This window comes from Sphingobium sp. EM0848, from assembly GCF_013375555.1.
Classification (GTDB): Bacteria; Pseudomonadota; Alphaproteobacteria; order Sphingomonadales; family Sphingomonadaceae; genus Sphingobium.
On sequence record NZ_JABXWB010000001.1, the window covers coordinates 177,426 to 195,820 of the forward strand.

15 protein-coding genes and 1 riboswitch are annotated in these 18,395 nt (G+C 65.3%); all 15 genes read left to right on the forward strand.

Going from position 1 to position 18,395, the window contains the following annotated elements; genetic code table 11:
* The 15 genes from HUK73_RS00820 (at window position 1) to HUK73_RS00890 (ending at window position 18,078) form a co-directional block, all read left to right on the forward strand.
* Complete coding sequence (locus HUK73_RS00820; protein ID WP_176590201.1) at window positions 1-1,443, forward strand: UDP-N-acetylmuramoyl-L-alanyl-D-glutamate--2,6-diaminopimelate ligase; 1,443 nt, start codon at window positions 1-3, stop codon at window positions 1,441-1,443.
* Window positions 1,440-2,828, forward strand: a complete 1,389-nt coding sequence (gene murF, locus HUK73_RS00825) for a UDP-N-acetylmuramoyl-tripeptide--D-alanyl-D-alanine ligase (protein WP_176590202.1) — start codon at window positions 1,440-1,442, stop codon at window positions 2,826-2,828. The genes HUK73_RS00820 and murF overlap by 4 nt, the downstream gene beginning before the upstream one ends.
* A complete protein-coding gene (mraY, locus tag HUK73_RS00830; RefSeq protein ID WP_176590203.1) occupies window positions 2,828-3,901 on the forward strand; it encodes a phospho-N-acetylmuramoyl-pentapeptide-transferase in 1,074 nt (357 codons plus the stop codon). Before murF ends, mraY begins: the two co-directional genes overlap by 1 nt.
* 2 nt (window positions 3,902-3,903) lie before the next feature.
* On the forward strand, window positions 3,904-5,289 hold the full coding sequence (gene murD / locus HUK73_RS00835; protein WP_176590204.1) for a UDP-N-acetylmuramoyl-L-alanine--D-glutamate ligase: 1,386 nt from the start codon (window positions 3,904-3,906) through the stop codon (window positions 5,287-5,289).
* Between the two features lie 21 nt (window positions 5,290-5,310).
* Window positions 5,311-6,513, forward strand: coding sequence for an FtsW/RodA/SpoVE family cell cycle protein (locus HUK73_RS00840; RefSeq protein WP_176590205.1), 1,203 nt, complete (start codon window positions 5,311-5,313; stop codon window positions 6,511-6,513).
* The gene (gene murG, locus HUK73_RS00845; protein ID WP_176590206.1) at window positions 6,510-7,676 is read left to right on the forward strand and encodes an undecaprenyldiphospho-muramoylpentapeptide beta-N-acetylglucosaminyltransferase; all 1,167 of its coding nucleotides are present in this window, start codon (window positions 6,510-6,512) and stop codon (window positions 7,674-7,676) included. The genes HUK73_RS00840 and murG overlap by 4 nt, the downstream gene beginning before the upstream one ends.
* Entirely contained in the window at window positions 7,673-9,094 is a 1,422-nt protein-coding gene (gene murC / locus HUK73_RS00850; protein WP_176590207.1) for a UDP-N-acetylmuramate--L-alanine ligase, read from the forward strand. Before murG ends, murC begins: the two co-directional genes overlap by 4 nt.
* Window positions 9,094-9,291 carry a hypothetical protein gene (locus HUK73_RS00855; protein ID WP_176590208.1) on the forward strand — a complete coding sequence of 66 codons (198 nt, stop codon included), beginning with the start codon at window positions 9,094-9,096 and terminating at the stop codon, window positions 9,289-9,291. The genes murC and HUK73_RS00855 overlap by 1 nt, the downstream gene beginning before the upstream one ends.
* Window positions 9,288-10,229 (forward strand): UDP-N-acetylmuramate dehydrogenase, encoded by a 942-nt coding sequence (gene murB / locus HUK73_RS00860; protein WP_176590209.1) that lies wholly within the window; start codon window positions 9,288-9,290, stop codon window positions 10,227-10,229. Before HUK73_RS00855 ends, murB begins: the two co-directional genes overlap by 4 nt.
* Window positions 10,226-11,179, forward strand: coding sequence for a D-alanine--D-alanine ligase (locus HUK73_RS00865; protein ID WP_176590210.1), 954 nt, complete (start codon window positions 10,226-10,228; stop codon window positions 11,177-11,179). The genes murB and HUK73_RS00865 overlap by 4 nt, the downstream gene beginning before the upstream one ends.
* Window positions 11,172-12,119 carry a cell division protein FtsQ/DivIB gene (locus HUK73_RS00870; RefSeq protein WP_176590211.1) on the forward strand — a complete coding sequence of 316 codons (948 nt, stop codon included), beginning with the start codon at window positions 11,172-11,174 and terminating at the stop codon, window positions 12,117-12,119. The genes HUK73_RS00865 and HUK73_RS00870 overlap by 8 nt, the downstream gene beginning before the upstream one ends.
* Window positions 12,120-12,122: 3 nt before the next feature.
* On the forward strand, window positions 12,123-13,409 hold the full coding sequence (gene ftsA / locus HUK73_RS00875; protein WP_150295162.1) for a cell division protein FtsA: 1,287 nt from the start codon (window positions 12,123-12,125) through the stop codon (window positions 13,407-13,409).
* A 110-nt stretch (window positions 13,410-13,519) separates the two neighbouring features.
* On the forward strand, window positions 13,520-14,977 hold the full coding sequence (ftsZ, locus tag HUK73_RS00880; protein WP_176590212.1) for a cell division protein FtsZ: 1,458 nt from the start codon (window positions 13,520-13,522) through the stop codon (window positions 14,975-14,977).
* A 121-nt stretch (window positions 14,978-15,098) separates the two neighbouring features.
* Window positions 15,099-16,913, forward strand: a complete 1,815-nt coding sequence (locus HUK73_RS00885; protein WP_176590213.1) for an SPOR domain-containing protein — start codon at window positions 15,099-15,101, stop codon at window positions 16,911-16,913.
* A 10-nt stretch (window positions 16,914-16,923) separates the two neighbouring features.
* The gene (locus HUK73_RS00890) at window positions 16,924-18,078 is read left to right on the forward strand and encodes a deoxyguanosinetriphosphate triphosphohydrolase (protein WP_176590214.1); all 1,155 of its coding nucleotides are present in this window, start codon (window positions 16,924-16,926) and stop codon (window positions 18,076-18,078) included.
* Window positions 18,079-18,137: 59 nt separating this feature from the next.
* Window positions 18,138-18,237, forward strand: a riboswitch (glycine riboswitch).
* The last annotated feature ends 158 nt before the right edge of the window (window positions 18,238-18,395 follow it).

An 18,395-nucleotide genomic window follows, 5' to 3' on the forward strand; every position in this document is an offset into this window, starting at 1 on the left:
ATGCGCCTCGGGTCGCTAATCGAGGGGCTGGATGCAAAGCTCGACACCAAGGCATCGTCAGATATGCCGGTGTCGGGCTTTGCAATCGATAACCGGAAGGTCGCGCCGGGCACGGTGTTCGGGGCCTTTCAGGGCGTGCGGGTGAATGGCGAGGACTTCATTCCCGCGGCCGTGCAGGCCGGGGCCGTGGCGGTGGTTGCGCGGCCCGAAGCGAAGGTCGAGGGCGCGATCCATATCGCCCATGACAATCCGCGCCGCCTGTTCGCGCAACTGGCCGCGCGCTATTTCGCGCCATTTCCCGATGTGACCGTTGCCGTCACCGGAACCAACGGCAAGACCTCCACGGTGGAGCTGGCCCGGCAATTGTGGCGGATGCTGGGGCATCATTCGGCCTCCATCGGCACTCTGGGCGTCACCACCTCGGTCGATCAGGTGTCGACCGGGCTGACCACGCCGGACATCGTGACGTTCCTGTCCAACATGGCGGGGCTGAAGCGCGAGGGCATCACCCACGCCGCGTTCGAGGCGTCGAGCCACGGTCTGGCGCAATATCGCACCGAAGGGCTGCGGGTATCGGCGGCGGCCTTCACCAACCTGTCGCGCGATCATCTCGATTATCATGGCGACATGGACAGCTATTTCGAAGCCAAGATGCGGCTGTTCGACGAGGTTGTCGCGCCGGATGGCGCGGCGGTCGTCTGGGCCGATGACGAGTGGTCGGACAAGGTACTCCAGCGGGCTACGAAGCGGGGGCTTCGTGTGCTGAGCGTCGGGGTGCAGGGGCAGGCATTGCGCCTGGCCAACCGCACCCCGACCCAGTTGGGCCAGACGCTGGACGTCGAGGTTGAGGGCAAGCTCTATAAGGTCAACCTGCCGCTGATCGGCGCCTATCAGGCGGCCAATGCGCTGACCGCCGCTGGCCTTGTGATTGCGGGTGGCGAGGATGTGGGCAAGGTGCTGGAACTGCTCGGCCGGGTGCAGCCCGTGCGCGGGCGGCTGGAGCGCGCTGTCATCACCCGCGCGGGCGCGCCGGTCTATGTCGATTATGCGCATACGCCCGATGGCCTGCGCGCGGCGATCGAGGCGCTGCGGCCGCATACGCGTGGGCGCCTGATCGCGCTGTTCGGCGCGGGCGGGGACCGCGACGCGGGCAAGCGGCCGCAAATGGGCAAGGTCGCGGCGGAACTGGCCGACCATGTGATCGTGACCGATGATAATCCGCGTTCGGAGGAGCCTTCGGCCATCCGCGCAGCCATCATGGCGGGCGCACCGGGGGCGGAGGAAATTGGCGGGCGCCGGGCCGCCATCGCCGCCGCCATTGCGCAGGCCGGTGCAGATGATATCGTTCTTCTCGCGGGCAAGGGGCATGAACAGGGCCAGATCATCGGCGACCGCGTGCTGCCGTTCGATGATGTGACCGTGGCGCGGGAATGTGCCGGATGAGCACGCTCTGGACCTCCGAAGAGATTGCGCAGGCAACGGGGGGCGTCGCTTCGGCGCCCTTCGCCGTTTCGGGCGTGGCGTTCGATAGCCGTGAAGTGACCGGCGGCGACCTGTTCGTCGCGATGAAGGGCGAAACGACGGACGGTCATCGTTTCGTGGAAAAGGCTTTCGGACAGGGGGCGGCGGGCGCCATCGTCAGCGAACCGATCGCCCAGCCGCATGTGCTCGTGCCGGATAGCGCGGCGGCGCTGGAGGCGCTGGGCCGGGCTTCGCGTGTCCGGATGCAGGGCAAGGTGGTCGGCGTCACCGGCTCTGTCGGCAAGACTGGCACCAAGGAAGCGCTGTTCCTGGCGCTGGACCGGATCTGCCCCGGTGAGGTGCATCGATCGGTCAAGAGCTACAATAATCATGTCGGCGTGCCGCTCAGCCTGTCGCGCATGGCGCGGGAGTCGGCATTTGGCGTGTTCGAAATGGGCATGAACCATGCGGGCGAGCTGGCCGCGCTGACCCGGCAGGTGCGGCCGCATGCCGCCATCGTTACTGCCATTGCGCCCGCCCATATCGAATTTTTCGGCACCGAGGAGAAGATTGCCGAGGCCAAGGCAGAGATTTTCGAGGGGTTGGAACCCGGCGGCACGGCGATCATCCCCTATGACAGCCCGCATGTCGCGACCCTTTATGCCAAGGCGGAGCAGCATGCCGGGCGCATCCTGACTTTCGGTTTCGACGCGCAAGCCGATGTCTGCGCCCGCGACATGGTGCCGGCGGCGGGTGGCGGAACGCTGGTGACGGCGACGCTGCCGGGCGTGGAGCTGTGCTTCACCGTAGGCGCGCCGGGGGATCATTGGGTGTCCAATGCGCTGGCCGTGCTGGCGACGGTCGAGGCGTTGGGCGGCGATCTGGCGGCGGCGGGGCTGGCGCTGGCGGAAATGCCGGGCCTGCCGGGCCGGGGCGAGCGGCGCATGGTGCAGGCCAAGGGCGGCGAGGCGCTGCTGATCGACGAAAGCTACAACGCCAATCCGCTGAGCATGGCCGCGACGCTCAAGCAGCTTGGCCGGGAGTCGGCCGAACGGCGTATTGCCGTACTGGGCGGGATGCGCGAATTGGGCGACCGCAGTCGGGAGCTTCATGCGGGCCTCGTTGAGCCGCTGATGGGGAGCCAGGTCGACTATGCCATCCTCGTCGGTGACGAAATGCAGCCGCTGGCCGAAGCGCTTGCCCAAGCGCAAAAGGGCGTGATGGCCTTCGATCATGTGTCCGACGCGGCCCGGGCGACCGATCTCATTCAAACCGAAATGCGCGCGGGTGACGCGATACTTGTCAAAGGCTCGAACGGCATCGGCCTCTCCCGCCTCGTCGCCGCGCTACAGGAAGCTAAGAACTGATGCTCTACTGGCTTGCCCAGACTCTGGATTTCGCGGGTGCGTTCAACCTCATCCGCTATTTGAGTTTCCGCGCCGGCGCCGCGATTGCGACCGCGCTGATCATCGGCCTTGTCATCGGCCCGCGCTTCATCGGCTGGCTGCGGGTGCGGCAGGGCAAGGGGCAGCCGATCCGCGACGATGGCCCGCAGACGCATCTTGCCAAACGCGGCACCCCGACCATGGGCGGGTTGATGATCCTCACCTCCATGGTGACTTCGGTGCTGTTGTGGATGGACCTGTCGTCCATCTATGTCTGGGCGTGCCTGTTCGTGACGCTCGGCTTTGGCGCCATCGGTTTCCTCGACGATTATGACAAGGTGACGAAGGCCAGCCACAAGGGGCTTTCCGGTAAGATGCGCCTTGCCTTCGAATTTCTGATCGCGGGCTTCGCGGCGTGGCTGATCGTCAGCCAGCATGGCAATACCGCGCTCTATGTGCCCTTCTACAACGGTCCGGCGATCGAATTGGGACCGTTCTACTTCCTGTTCGCTGCCTTCGTGATCGTGGCGTTCGGCAATGCGGTGAACCTGACCGATGGGCTGGACGGCCTTGCCACCATGCCGGTCATCATCGCCTGCATGGCCTTCATGGCGATCGTCTACCTCGTCGGGCGCGCGGACTTCGCTCATTATCTGGGACTTCCGCATGTGCCCGGCGCAGGCAACCTCACCATATTGTGCGGCGCGATCATTGGGGCGGGGCTGGCCTTCCTCTGGTTCAACGCGCCGCCCGCCGCCGTGTTCATGGGCGATACGGGGAGCCTTGCTCTCGGTGGGACCATTGGCGTGATCGCCGTCACCGCGCATCATGAGATCGTGCTGGGCGTGATCGGCGGCCTGTTCGTGGTGGAGGCCATGTCGGTCATCATCCAGGTCTTCTTCTACAAGCGTACCGGCAAGCGCGTGTTCAAAATGGCGCCGATCCACCATCATTTCGAGCAATTGGGCTGGGCCGAGCCGACGGTCGTGATCCGTTTCTGGATCATCTCCTTCGTGCTGGCGCTCGCCGGTCTTGCAACGCTGAAGCTGAGGTAGGGATGATCGTTTCGGACGCTTTTGCCGGCAAGAAATATGCGGTGCTGGGCCTTGCCCGTTCCGGCCTCGCCACGGTCGAATGCCTCGCGGCGAGCGGAGCCGAGGTCGTTGCCTGGGACAGCCGTGATGAAGCCCGCGCCGCCGTTGCGGGCAAGGCGGAGCTGGCCGATCCCACCGAAATCGACCTCAAGGGCTTTGACGGCGTGGTCGTGTCGCCCGGCGTGCCGCTCAACAAGCATCCTATCGCCATGCACGCCAAGCTGGCGGGCGTGCCCGTCATCGGCGACATAGAGCTGTTCGCGCTCGCCCGTCCGGCGCTGCCGAAGCATCGCGTGGTCGGGATCACCGGCACCAACGGCAAGTCGACCACCACCGCTCTGGTCCATCATATCATCGAGACGGCGGGCATCCCGACCCGCATGGGCGGCAATATCGGCCTGCCGATTCTGGGGCAGGACCCGCTGCCTCAGGGCGGAGTCTACGTGCTGGAGCTGTCGAGCTACCAGATCGACCTGACGCTCAGCCTCGATTGCGATGTGGCGGTGCTGCTCAACATCACGCCGGACCATCTGGACCGCTATAATGGCTTTGAAGGCTATGTCGCGTCCAAGGCGCGGCTGTTTGAAATGCAGTCGGCGGGGCATATTGCCGTCATTGCTGCTGAGGATGAGCCCAGCCGCTCAATTCTTTTATCTGTTCGTCATTCCCGCGAAAGCGGGAACCCATCTCCTGACCTTGCGACTGGGCGCAAGGCTGGGGAGATGAATCCCCGCCTTCGCGGGGATGACGGTGTCGTGGAAGTGAAGGCCGCCGATATCGATCGTGCCGCGCAGGCCGCTTGGCCTTCGCTGCAAGGGCCGCATAATGCCCAAAACGCTGCCGTCGCTATCGCCGTCGCCCGCGCGCTCGGCATTGATGAGGCGATCATCGAGCAGGGCCTGCAAAGCTACGCCTCGCTCCCGCACCGGATGCAGCGGGTGCGCGAACTGAACGGCGTCCTCTACGTCAACGACAGCAAGGCGACCAATGCCGCTTCGACCGCGCCCGCTTTGGCCGCCTATCCGCCGGTCGATGGGCGCAAGCGGTTGCACTGGATCGTCGGAGGCCTCGCCAAGACTGATAATCTGGACGAATGCGCGCCCTGGTTCGGTCATGTCGCGCAGGCCTATACCATCGGTGAAGCGGGGCCTATGTTCGTTGAACTGTTGAAGCCGCATATGGCGGTTGACGATTCAGAAATGCTATCCGCCGCCGTTCGCCGCGCGGCGCGGGTGGCCCAGCCGGGGGATGTGGTGCTGCTGTCGCCCGCCTGCGCGAGTTTCGACCAGTTTCGCGATTTCGAGGCGAGGGGCGATGCCTTCGCCGCTGCCGTCGCGGCGTTGGAATAGGGCCTGAAGGGGTTAAGGGGCATGTTCAGGGCAGGCGAACTTGTCAAAGAGTTCAAGAACCGCACCGTCCCGCGGGAACGCACGGCGCTTGCCATCTGGTTCTGGGAAATCGACCGCGTCCTGCTGTCGCTGATCGTCGCGCTGATGGCGATCGGGCTGGTGGCGGTCGCGGCGGCTTCGCCCGTGGCGGCGATTGACCGGTCGACCAGTGCGGTTTCGGTGACGCCGCTCATCTATTTCTATCGCCAGCTGATGTGGGTGTTCCTCGGCCTGCCGATCATGCTGATCATTTCCATGCTGCCCCGGACGCAGGCGCGGCGGCTGGCCGTGGGCCTCTGCATTGTCTTTGCGCTGGCGCTGCTGTTGGTGCCGGTGCTCGGTTCCGTGGTGAACGGGGCAAAGCGCTGGATCGACCTGCCGGGCTTCCGTTTCCAGCCGTCCGAGTTTCTGAAGCCGGTCTATGTCGTCACCATGGCCTGGCTGCTGTCCTTGCGCGGCAAGGACATGACGTTGCCGGTGATCCCGCTGACGGGCGTGACGACCGCGTTGATCGCGGCGATCCTGATGAAACAGCCGGACTTTGGCCAGACGGTGATCTTCCTTGCCTGCTGGGGCGGGCTGCTGCTGCTGTCGGGCGTGTCGATGCGCGCGATTGGCGTCCTGGCCGGAGCGGCGCTGGGCGGGCTGGTGTTGATGTACATGTTCTATGAGAATGGTCGTCAGCGCATCAACGACTTTCTGGGCATCGGCGTTGCGCAGGACATGGGGCCGGACCAGACCGAACTGGCCTTCCGCACCATTTCCCATGGCGGGTTCCTGGGTGTCGGGCCGGGCGGGGGGCAGGCCAAATTCCGCCTGCCCGAGGCCCATACCGACTATATCTTCTCCGTCATTGGGGAGGAATTCGGGCTGCTCGCCTGCATCGGCATCGCCTGTGTCTATCTGGCGATCGTGGTGCGCGTTTTCCTGCGGATGCTGGATGAGGACGATAATTTCACGATCCTCGCCGCCGCAGGGCTGACGACCCAGTTCGGGTTGCAGGCGATCATCAACATGGGCGTCAATGCGCAGATATTTCCTTCAAAGGGCATGACGCTGCCCTTTATCAGCTATGGCGGCTCCTCTATGCTGGCGCTTTGTATCGGCGTCGGCCTGTTGCTCGCGTTCACGCGGCGCAATCCCTTCATGGGTCGGCACACGGTCGTCAAATGGAGTGGTCGATGAGCATTTCCCGTCACTTCGTCCTCGCCGCAGGCGGGACGGGTGGTCATATGATTCCGGCGCATGCCGTCGCGGAGGAGCTGATGGCGCGCGGCCATCATGTCGCGCTGGTGACGGATGAGCGCGGCGCCAAGATTCCTGGCATTTTCGACAAGGCTCAGGTCCATGTCATGCCCGCCGGGCGCATGACCAAGAATCCGAAGAGCTGGCCGGGTGCGTTGAACGCGATTCTGGCGGGCCGGGCGATGGCGCGGCGGTTGAACGAGACTTTTCGCCCGACCGCCGTGGTCGGTTTTGGCGGCTATCCGGCCATGCCCGCGCTGCTGGGCGCGCTGGCCGATGGCATTCCGACCGCCATCCATGAGCAGAATGCCGTGCTGGGCCGGGTGAACCGCTATCTGGCGGGGCGGGTCGATGCCATCGCGACAGCCTATCCGGTGGTCGAGCGGCTCAAGGACAAGTTCGCCGACAAGGTGCATCTGATCGGCAATCCGGTGCGCGAAGAAGTGAAGCAGCTTCGCGACGAGGAATTTCCCGCGCTGACCGATGAAAGCGTCTTCCGCGTGCTGGTGATCGGGGGCAGCCAGGGGGCGACCATCCTCTCCAGCGTCGTGCCCGATGGCCTTGGCATGTTGCCGCTCAGCCTGCGCCGCCGTTTGCAGGTGACGCAGCAGTGCCGCGCCGAGGATATCGAGCGGGTCCGCAAGCTCTATGCCGACCTCGAAATCCCGGCTGATCTGGCGACCTATTTCAACGATGTGCCGGAAAAGCTGGGCTGGTCGCATCTGGTGATCGCCCGTGCGGGGGCTTCGACTCTGGCGGAACTGACCTGCGCGGGGCGCCCGGCGATCCTGATCCCGCTGCCGAGCGCCATGGACGACCACCAGACCGCCAATGCCCGCGAAATGACCGAGGCGGGCGGCGCGCGCACGATTCCGCAGGCGCGCTTCACGGCGGTCGAACTCGCCAAGCAGATGCAGAAGATGGCGCTGGAACCCGGCGCCCTCCAGAACGCCGCCAAGCGCGCCCGCGCCTGCGGCCGTCCCAATGCCGCGCGCGACATGGCCGACCTGCTGGAAAGCATCGGCACCGCGCCCATCGTCAATGACCCGCTGCGTGTCGGCCCGACGCCGACCAGCCTCAATCTCCAGGGAGTTCCCGCATGAAGGGTGTCGGCACCGACATCGGCACGATCCATTTCATCGGCATTGGCGGCATCGGCATGTCCGGCATCGCCGAAGTGATGCATAATCTGGGTTACAAGGTTCAGGGCTCCGACGTCGCCGAAGGCTATGTCGTGGAAGGCCTGCGCAAGAAGGGCATCCCGGTGATGATCGGCCATAAGGCCGAAAATCTGGGCGATGCCGCCGTGGTCGTGACCTCCACCGCGATCAAGAAGGGCAATCCGGAAGTCGATCTGGCGCTGGAAAAGCGCGTCCCGGTCATCCGCCGCGCGGAAATGCTGGCGGAGCTGATGCGCCTGAAGTCGACCGTCGCCGTCGCGGGCACGCATGGCAAGACCACGACCACCTCCATGGTCGCGGCGCTGCTGGACGCGGGCGGGGTGGACCCGACCGTCATCAATGGCGGCATCATCAACAGCTATGGCTCCAACGCCCGGCTCGGCAAGAGCGACTGGATGGTCGTGGAAGCCGATGAGAGCGACGGCAGCTTCCTGCGGCTCGACGGCACGCTGGCGGTCGTGACCAATATCGATCCCGAGCATCTCGATCATTATGGCAGCTTCGACAAGGTGAAGGACGCCTTTGTCGAGTTCGTCGAAAATGTGCCCTTCTATGGTGCGGCGATGCTCTGTCTCGACCATCCCGAAGTGCAGGCGATCCTGCCCCGCGTGCAGGACCGGCGCATCGTCACTTACGGTTTCTCGGCGCAGGCCGATATTCGCGGCGAGAATGTCCAGCCCATCCCCGGCGGCAATCGCTTCGACGTGCAGATTCGCGAGCGGGACGGCTCGACTCGTCGCATCGAAGGGATCGAAATGCCGATGCCCGGCCGCCACAATGTGCTGAACGCCATGGCGGCGATCGGCGTGGCGCTGCAAATGGGGATCAACGACGCGACGATCCAGACCGGCTTCGCCAAATTCGGCGGCGTGAAGCGGCGTTTCACCAAGGTTGGAGAAATCGCTGTCGAGGGCGGCATCGCGACTGTGATCGACGATTATGGCCACCATCCGGTCGAGATCAAGGCGGTGCTGGCCGCCGCCCGCGAAGGGGCGAAGGGCCGGGTCATCGCCGTGGTTCAGCCGCACCGCTTTACCCGCTTGCGCGACCTGATGGATGAGTTCCAGCAGGCCTTCAACGACGCCGACATCGTCTATGCCGCCCCGGTTTATCCGGCGGGCGAGCAGCCGATCGAGGGTGTGGACAGCGCTGAACTGGTCGCGGGTTTGAAGCGCCGGGGGCATCATCGCGCTTCGACCATCGAGGGGGCGGATGACCTTGCTCGCGTGATTGCGGCCGATGTTCAGGCGGACGATATGATCATCTGTCTGGGTGCTGGCGACATCACGAAATGGGCGGCGGGGCTTGCTCCGGCGGTTACGGCAAAGGAAGCGGCCTGATGTTCGAACTGCTCAATGTCGGCCTCGAAATGCAGAAGCGCATGATCGACGTCCAGATGCAGGGCATCGAAGCGGCGCAGCAGATGGTCGATGCGGCCCAGCGCAATGTGGAAGCCGGCATGGCCGCCAATCAGGCGGGCGAAGCGGGGATGAGGGCGATGAAGGGCTGGATGCGGCTCTGGGGGATGCGCGATTGACGCTGGCGACAACGTCCCTTCCTTCGGTTCGCGGCTCGCTCAAGGCTGATGCGCCGCTTGGCCCCCTCGTCTGGTTCAAGGCGGGGGGCCTTGCGCAATGGCTGTTCGAGCCGAAGGACGTGGCTGACCTCTCCGATTTTCTGCGGGATCTGGCCCCGGCGATCCCCGTGATGGCGCTGGGGCTTGGCTCGAACCTGATCGTCCGCGATGGCGGCGTTCCGGGCGTGGTCGTGCGCCTTGGCAAGCCCTTCGCCAAGGTCGAGCAGATCGATGCGACGGCCCTGCGTTGCGGGGGAGGGGCTTCGGGGATTCTGGTTTCTTCGACCGGACGGGATGCAGGGATTGCTGGGCTGGAGTTTCTGCGCTCGATCCCCGGCACGGTCGGCGGTTTCGTGCGGATGAATGGCGGCGCTTATGGCCGCGAAACCTGCGATATTCTCGTGGAGTGTGAGGTCGTGTTGCGTTCGGGCGAGGTGGTCACGCTGTCGCTTGATGCGCTGGGTTACACCTATCGTCACAGCACTTTGCCCGAAGGCGCTGTGGTGGTGAGCGCGGTGTTCCGGGGCATGCCGGGCGAACCTGCCGCCATTCAGGCGGAGATGGATCGCATCGCCGCCGCTCGCGAGGAAAGCCAGCCGCTCCGCAGCAAGACCGGCGGTTCGACCTTCAAGAATCCCGATGGCCATAAGGCCTGGCAGCTTGTGGACGAAGCCGGATGCCGGGGCCTGCAACTGGGCGGCGCGCAGGTGTCGGAGAAGCACACCAATTTCCTCCTCAACCTGGGTGAGGCGACCAGCGCGGATATCGAGGCTTTGGGCGAGGAAGTCCGCCGCCGGGTGAAGGCAAAGAGCGGCATTGAACTGGAATGGGAAATTCAGCGTGTCGGCCTGTCTGCCGACGACGCCAATCAGGAAAAGCTAGTGGGGTTGTCGAAATGAGCCGTGGTCCTTGGCATGTTGCCGTCCTGATGGGTGGCTGGTCCGCCGAGCGGCCCGTTTCGCTGTCGAGCGGTGAAGGTGTTGCCAAGGCGCTGGAATCGCGCGGGCATAAGGTCACGCGCATCGACATGGACCGTGATGTTGCGGCTCGCCTCACCGAAGCCAAGGCCGATGTCGTGTTCAACGCCCTCCACGGTGTCCCCGGCGAGGATGGCACGGTGCAGGGGATGATGGACCTGATGGGCCTCACCTACACCCATTCGGGCCTTGCCACCTCGGTCATCGCCATCGACAAGCAACTCACCAAACAGGCGTTGGTGCCCCATGGCATTCCCATGCCCGGCGGCCATATCGTGCAAAGCGCCAGCCTGTTCGAAGCCGACCCTCTGCCGCGTCCCTATGTGGTGAAGCCGGTCAATGAGGGCAGCTCGGTTGGCGTCGCCATCGTGACGCAGGACGGCAATTATGGCTCGCCCATCGGCCGCGATGTCGAGGGGCCGTGGCAGCATTTCGACGAACTTCTGGCCGAACCCTATATTCGCGGCCGGGAACTGACGACCGCCGTGCTGGGCGAAGAGGCGCTGCTGGTCACGGAACTCCGCCCGAAAAGCGGCTTCTACGATTTCGACGCCAAATATACCGACGGCATGACCGAGCATGTCTGCCCGGCGGAGATTCCCAATGAAATTGCGGAAGCCTGCAAGGCCATCGCTCTGCGGGCGCATCAATTGCTGGGCTGCAAAGGGGCGTCGCGCTCCGATTTTCGCTGGGACGACAATCAGGGGATAGAGGGGCTGTTCCTGCTGGAGGTCAACACCCAGCCGGGCATGACGCCCTTGAGCCTGGTTCCCGAACAGGCGGCGAAGCTGGGCATTGACTATGCCGAACTGGTGGAGCGCATAGTCGAGGACGCGCTCAGGGAAGGCGCAAAGGGGGCAAAGCATGGCTGAAGCACGCATCCGGCGTGGCGGGACGGCGCGGTTGACGCGCACGACCGGCGCGCGCGGTCGCAGCGGGGGACGCGGGCGTCCGGTCAAGCGCCGGAGCTGGGTCGACAGCCTGCTGAATCTGCTCCCTTTCAGCGAGGAGACGCTGCAACGAATGGCGAGTTGGGCCATTGTGGGCATCGTGCTGGCAGGCGTGGTCGGCATTGCCATGCTGCTGGGCCTTCCCGCCATGGCCGGGCAGAAGGCATCCGAACTGGCGGCGAGTGCGGGTTTCGAGGTCGAGAAGGTCGAGGTCCGCGGCGTCGAGCGGATGGACGAGTTGCCGATCTACAATATCGCGCTGGGACAGGTGAACCGCTCCATGCTGTCGCTCGACCTGCCCAGGGTGCGCGATGAGATGCTGAAGCTCGGCTGGGTCAAGGATGCGCGCATTTCCCGCCGCCTGCCCGATACGCTGGTGGTCGATGTCGTCGAGCGCGATCCCGTCGCGGTGTGGCAGCATGACGGGCAGCTTCACCTGATCGACGTGGCTGGCGTGGTGCTGCAATCGGTGTCGCCGGGCGCGATGCCCGATCTGCCGCTGGTGGTGGGGCCTAATGCCAATCTCCAGACGGCGGGCCTCAACAAGCTGATGGAAAATGCGCCCGCGCTCAAACCCATGCTGGCCGGCGCCACCTGGGTCGGGAACCGGCGCTGGGACCTGCGCTTCCAGTCGGGGGAGACGCTGTCGCTGCCGGAGGGGGACAAGCCCTCCGCCACGGCGCTGGTCAATTTCGCGCGCATGGACGGCGTGAACCGGCTGCTCGGCCGGGGCATCGTCAAGTTCGACATGCGCGACCCGGATCGTTTCATACTGCGTCTGCCGCAAGGCCAAGGAACCAGCGCGACCAGCGAGAAGCCCGCCGCGAGCGCCGACGCGCCCGCCAAGGGCGAGGAAGGCTGACCCATGGCACAACCCAAGGTCGATAAGCTCGTCACCGCGATTGACATCGGATCGTGGAAGGTGTCCGCGCTGATCGCGGGACGCACCGAAAATGGTGAGTTGGCGATTTTGGGCACCGGCCAGCGGGAGAGCCGGGGCGTGCGGCGCGGTTTCATCGCCGACATGGAGCGCACCGAACTTGCCGTGCGCGAAACGGTCGAGCAGGCCGAGCGCGTCGCGGGCACCAATATCGAGGATGTCTGGGTCAGCTTCTCGGGCGGTAGCCTTGTCAGCGATGTCGTCACCGTCGAGCGCGACATGGGCGGCTATCGCGTCGAGCAGGCCGATATTGACGATCTTCTGACCACCGGCCAGCAGGGCATCGATCCCGATGGCCGCGTCGTGCTCCATGCCCAGCCGACCTGCTTCACCATCAATGGTCGCGTGCCGGTGAAGAAGCCGCTGGGGATGCATGCGGACCTGCTGGGCGTCGATATCCATGTGGTGCTGGCCGATGGCGCGCCGCTTGCCAATCTCGACCTGTGCGTGCGCGGGGCCTATCTCAACGTCAATAGCATCGTTGCATCGCCTATCGCCACGGGCCTCGCCTGCCTGTCCGAAGAGGAAAGGGACCTGGGTGTCGCGCTGGTGGAACTCGGCGCGGGCGTGACCAATGTTTCGCTCTATGCAGGCGGCATGCTGGTCGGGCTGCACAGCATTCCCATCGGCGCGTCCGACATTACCGACGACATCGCCTCCGCCTTCGGCATCCGTCGCAGCCAGGCGGAGCGGATCAAATGCTTCTATGGGTCCGCGATGCAGAACCGCCGCGACTTCCGCGACATGATCGAGATCGCCGCCCCCCATGGCGACGTCGCCATTCCGGGGCAAAGCGCCGGTCCCAATGCCGATGGCGGCAAGATCACCCGCGCGGCGCTGGTGGCGGTGATCTGCGAACGGCTCAACCAGATCATGGTAGAGGTGAACGGGGCGCTGGCGGGCATGGGTTTCAACACGCCGACCGGGCGGCAGGTGGTGCTGACCGGCGGCGGGGCGGAGATGAAGGGCATTGCCGACTATGCCCAGGGCGCGTTAGGGCGCGCCGTGCGGATCGGTCGCCCCCGCGGTCTGGCGGCGTTGCCGGAGGCGCATAGCGGACCGGCCTTCGCGACGCTGGCCGGTCTTGCGCTTTATGGCGCTTCAAACCCGGTTGATCTTAGAACGATAGCGCCCGCTCCTCAGACCGTTCATCGTATCGGAGCGCCTGCCTGGTGGCAGAGAATGGTCAAGGCGATGAAGACGAACTATTGAAATAAAGTGAAATCCGGCGAAATTACCTAGTGAAACTCGCCATTATCTGTTGCATTAACCTTCGTTGACAGTTTCGCTCACGTCATCGAAGCTGGAGGGAGCTAAAATTTATGAGCATTGAAATCAGCCCACCGCATGTGGACGAATTGAAGCCACGCATCGCGGTGATCGGCGTCGGCGGCGCGGGCGGCAACGCCATTGCGAACATGATCGCCGCTTCGGTCGAGGGCGTTGATTTCATCGTCGCCAATACCGACGCGCAGGCGCTCAACTCCTCTCCGGCGGAGCGCCGCATCCAGCTTGGCCCGCAGATCACGGAAGGTCTGGGCGCCGGTTCGCGCCCGGAAATCGGCAAGGCGGCCGCTGAGGAAACCATCGCCTCGGTCGAAGAGGCGCTGAACGGCGCGCATATGTGCTTCATCACCGCCGGCATGGGCGGCGGCACCGGCACCGGCGCGGCTCCCGTCATCGCCAAGGCCGCGCGCGATCGTGGCATCCTGACCGTCGGCGTCGTGACCAAGCCCTTCACCTTCGAGGGCAATCGCCGCATGAAGTCGGCGGAGTCCGGCATTGAGGAACTGCAGAAGCATGTCGATACCCTCATCGTCATTCCGAACCAGAACCTGTTCCTGATCGCCAATCCCAACACCACCTTCAAGGAAGCCTTCCAGATGGCGGACGAGGTGTTGCAGCAGGGCGTGCGCAGCATCACCGACCTCATGATCATGCCGGGCCTGATCAACCTCGACTTTGCCGACGTCCGCTCGGTGATGGGCGAAATGGGCAAGGCGATGATGGGCACCGGCGAAGCCGAAGGCGACGGCCGCGCGCTTCAGGCCGCTGAAAAGGCGATCGCGAACCCGCTGCTCGACGGCGTGTCGATGCGCGGCGCGAAGGGCGTGATCGTCTCCATCGTCGGCGGCGATGACATGCGCCTGATGGAAGTCGACGAAGCCGCCAACCATATCCGCGAACTGGTCGATCCGGACGCGAACATCATCTGGGGTTCGGCCTTCAATGACGGTCTGAACGGCAAGATCCGCGTCTCCGTGGTCGCCACCGGCATCGATAGCGAGGTTGGCGCATCAGCTGCGCCCTTGACCCAGCCGTTCAGCTTCGCCAGCCGTCCGGCGGTCGCCGTGCCGACGGCGGCAGCGCCCAAGCCCGCGCCGCAGCCGGCGCCCGCTCCGGTCGCCGCGCCGGAACCGGAACCTGAAACGCTGGAACTGGATGTCCCCGCCGCGCCCGCGCCGGCTCCGCTGACCCCGCCGGCTCCCGTGGCGGCAGCCAAGCCCGCCCCCTTCGCGCCGCCGCGTCCGGCCGCCGTCTTCTCGGACGAAGATCCCTCCCAGGACGAATTGCTGCTGGGCGCGGAGGAAGCCGCGGAAAAGCCCGCACCTGCTCCGGCCCCGGCGCCGCAGGCCGCGCCCCGCGTCGCCACCGGCGGTACGCTGTTCGAGCGCATGGCGGGCCTGACCCGCGGCGCGGAAAAGGGTCCCGCCGCCAGCGATGACGGCGCGTCCACGCCGGATATCCCGCGGTTCCTCAACCGCCAGAGCAACCAGTAATCGGGCGCGGGTTCGCCCCGCACCGACAGGACAAGCGCGCCATCGGCTGCCATGGGCAACCGGGCGCGCTTTTTCTTTTGGCATATTCCCTTGCCCCGCCTCCATCCGCTAAAGGGTCCCTGTGAGACGTTATGACATTTGGATTCTCGGCGGACTGCTTCTGGCGGGAACCGCGCCCTTTCAACCGATATTGGCGCAACCGGGGCAGGTGCAGGCGGTCCGTCCCTCCAGCGCCGAAAATCTCAACAGCAATCTGGCCCGGCTGGCGACCAATCCGCGCGATGTGAACGCGCTGATCGGCGCGGGAGAGGCGGCGCTGGACATGGACGATGCGCGCGCCGCCGCCGGTTTCTTTGCCCGCGCCGACACGCTCCAGCACAATAACGGCAAGGTGAAGGCGGGCCTTGGCCGGGTCATGCTGAAGAATCAGAATCCGGGTGAAGCGCTGCGCCTGTTCGATCAGGCGACCCGGCTGGGCTATCCGGAAACGTCGCTGTTGTCCGACCGTGGTCTGGCCAAGGATATGACCGGCGATCAGGCCGGGGCCCAGCGCGACTATCAGACCGCGCTTCAGCGCACGCCCGACGATGTCGAACTGACCCATCGCTATGCCGCCTCGCTCGGCATATCGGGTCAGGTGGATGCGGCGGAACGGGTGTTGAAGCCGCTGCTCTACAAAAGCGACCGTGCCGCCTGGCGCTATCGCGCCTTCATTCTGGCGATGAACAACCGTCAGGCGGATGCGAAGAAGATTGCCGAGCAGACCATGCCCGCGCAACTGGCGACGGCGATCCTGCCCTATATGCAGAAAATGCCCTATCTGACCCCCGCGCAAAAGGCGGCGGCGGTGCATTTCGGGCATTTCCCGGCCAATGTCGGCACGACCATCGCGGCGGTCACGCCGACATCGCCCGCCTTCGCCTCGGTCGAGCCGACGCAGGCGCCGACGGTCCAGACGCAGCCGCAGGCCGCCAATGCGACGCGCCAGAATCGCCGCGCGCGCCGCAATGGCGAAGGCGCCACGCTGGCGCAGGCCGATATGCCGCGACAGACGGCCCCGCTGCCATCGGCGGCGGCCCGCACGCCGATCCCGCAGCAACCGGCACCGCAGGCGGTGCAGCGTGCCGCTGCCCCCGCCGCCGGGCGCGATGTGCAGGGGCCGCCAGCGCCCGGCTTCGAATCCGCGCCGACCACGCCGCCGGCGCCCGCCAGTTCGTCGGCCAGCCAGCTCAATGCGATCACGCTGGCGCAGGCCTCTGTGCCTCGCTCGTCCACGCCGGAGCCGCAGAGCGCGCCGCCCCAGCGCTTGTCGGCGCAGACCGCACCTTCCACGCCGCCCGCGCCCACGGCTGAACCCGCGGCCGCGGCTGCGGCTCCGCAGCCGCAGATCGACCCGCAGGTTACGCGCTCGCTGGCGGACATCATCCACGCCATCGACGTGCCCGACTCGGAGCGGCAGTCGAACGTGGCTGCCGTTGATCTGACCGAAATCGCGCAGATTCAGGCGACCCGTCGCGCGGAACGGCAGGCGGCCGCGACCGCCGTCGCGGAAAAGGCGAAGAAGGCCGCGGCCGCCAAGGCGAAGGCCGAAGCCGACGCCAAGGCCAAGCAATTGGCCGAGGAAAAGAAGAAGGCCGCCGAGGAAAAGGCGCGTCTTGCCGCCAATCCGTCGCGCAACTGGCTTCAGGTGGGTACAGGAGCGAACAAGGGCGCGCTGGCCTTCACCATGAAGGGGCTGCGCAAGAAATATGACTCGCTTGAACCGCAGGATGCCTGGGTCGCGACATGGGGCCGTACCAATCGCCTGCTGGTCGGACCGTTCAGCAGCTTTACCCGTGCCAAGGCATTGGAGGATAAGCTGAAATCTGCGGGTGCGGACGTGTTCGCCTGGAAAAGCGATGCCGGGGAGGTGGTCGAACGGCTCTCCGGCCAGTAAAGGGCGCCGCATGACGCTGCTTGCTTCCTATGCTTCCCACCCGGACCGGAGCCGGGGCCGCCTCCACGCCGAACCCGGTGGTGAGATGCGCGGCCCGCGCGACGTGTTCCAGCGCGACCGCGACCGCATCATCCATTCCATCGCCTTCCGCCGCCTGCGCCACAAGACGCAGGTGTTCGTCTCGCCCGACGGCGATCATTTCCGCGTCCGCCTGACCCACAGCCTGGAGGTCGCGCAGATCGGCCGCACCACGGCGCGGACGCTGGGGCTGAACGAGGATCTGACCGAAGCGCTTTGCCTGGCCCATGATATCGGCCATCCGCCCTTCGGCCACGCGGGCGAGGATGCGCTGGAGGCGGCGCTCGATGCCCATGGCGGCTTCGACCATAATGCCCATACGTTGCGGACGTTGATGCTGCTGGAAAGTCCCTATCCGTTGTTCCGGGGGCTGAACCTCAGTTGGGAAATGCTGGAGGGGTTGGCCAAGCATAATGGCCCGATCACCGCGCCCGGCTGGGCAATGCGGGAGGTGGATGCGCTGTTCCCGCTCGACCTGCCCAGCCATGCCTCGCTGGAGGCGCAACTGGCGGCGATTGCGGACGATATCGCCTATGACAATCACGACATCGATGATGGCCTGCGCGCCGGTCTGCTCAGTCTCGACCAGCTTTTGAGCGTGCCGTTGGTCAAAAGCTGTTGGGAACGGGTGCGTGCCCGCTATCCCGACATAGCCGAAGACCGCCTCCTGCGCGAACTGGTGCGCGAACAGATTGGCGTCATGGCCAACGACCTGATCGCCTCCACCCGTGCCAATATCGCGGCGGCGGGGGTCGAGACGGTGGATGATGTCCGCAATGCGGGGCGCACGCTGGTCGCTTTCTCGCCCGAACTGGCGGTGCAGGAACGCGACCTCAAGCGCTTCATGTATGCGGCGCTCTATCATCATCCCTCGCAACTGGCGGCGGCCGACCGGGCGCGGGTGATCGTTACCGACCTCTTCCGCGCCTATCAGGCCGATCCGAAGCTCATGCCGGAGGAATGGAGTCAGGATTGCGTGACCGTTGAACCCCGGCGCAGCCGTCATATCGCGGATTTCATTGCGGGCATGACGGACCGCTACGCCGAAAAGCGCCATGCGGAAATCTTCGGCCGATTGAGCGATTGACGCCGCGCCCGGTTTCACGCAATGCGAAAATATGTCGCCGGAGCCGAGGATTCGACTCCGGACTTGATGCGGGAGAGCATGGGAAGCCTTTCAGGCCACCCCGTCGCCGAAGGAGCAACCGCCCCGGAATCTCTCAGGCCAAAGGACCGCATCATGGGCAGGCACTCTGGAAAGCGGACGGTTCCGGCCGTCCCACCGAAGGGGTAAGCCATCCGGTCGATTGGCCGGTGGTCAAAGCTCTCAGGTTCCGTGACAGAGGGGGTGGCAGGCGCAATGGGTCCGACTCCGGACATGCGCGTTGTCGCCCATGATCTCGC

What these genes read in the sequence shown, in the direction of transcription:
- ftsZ (WP_176590212.1), top strand. Translation starts at nt 13,520, where the DNA reads ATGAGCATTGAAATCAGCCCACCGCATGTGGACGAATTGAAGCCACGC.
- murC (WP_176590207.1), top strand. Translation starts at nt 7,673, where the DNA reads ATGAAGGGTGTCGGCACCGACATCGGCACGATCCATTTCATCGGCATT.
- murD (WP_176590204.1), top strand. Translation starts at nt 3,904, where the DNA reads ATGATCGTTTCGGACGCTTTTGCCGGCAAGAAATATGCGGTGCTGGGC.
- HUK73_RS00840 (WP_176590205.1), top strand. Translation starts at nt 5,311, where the DNA reads ATGTTCAGGGCAGGCGAACTTGTCAAAGAGTTCAAGAACCGCACCGTC.
- HUK73_RS00890 (WP_176590214.1), top strand. Translation starts at nt 16,924, where the DNA reads ATGACGCTGCTTGCTTCCTATGCTTCCCACCCGGACCGGAGCCGGGGC.
- murF (WP_176590202.1), top strand. Translation starts at nt 1,440, where the DNA reads ATGAGCACGCTCTGGACCTCCGAAGAGATTGCGCAGGCAACGGGGGGC.
- HUK73_RS00870 (WP_176590211.1), top strand. Translation starts at nt 11,172, where the DNA reads ATGGCTGAAGCACGCATCCGGCGTGGCGGGACGGCGCGGTTGACGCGC.
- HUK73_RS00820 (WP_176590201.1), top strand. Translation starts at nt 1, where the DNA reads ATGCGCCTCGGGTCGCTAATCGAGGGGCTGGATGCAAAGCTCGACACC.
- ftsA (WP_150295162.1), top strand. Translation starts at nt 12,123, where the DNA reads ATGGCACAACCCAAGGTCGATAAGCTCGTCACCGCGATTGACATCGGA.
- HUK73_RS00865 (WP_176590210.1), top strand. Translation starts at nt 10,226, where the DNA reads ATGAGCCGTGGTCCTTGGCATGTTGCCGTCCTGATGGGTGGCTGGTCC.
- murG (WP_176590206.1), top strand. Translation starts at nt 6,510, where the DNA reads ATGAGCATTTCCCGTCACTTCGTCCTCGCCGCAGGCGGGACGGGTGGT.
- HUK73_RS00855 (WP_176590208.1), top strand. Translation starts at nt 9,094, where the DNA reads ATGTTCGAACTGCTCAATGTCGGCCTCGAAATGCAGAAGCGCATGATC.
- mraY (WP_176590203.1), top strand. Translation starts at nt 2,828, where the DNA reads ATGCTCTACTGGCTTGCCCAGACTCTGGATTTCGCGGGTGCGTTCAAC.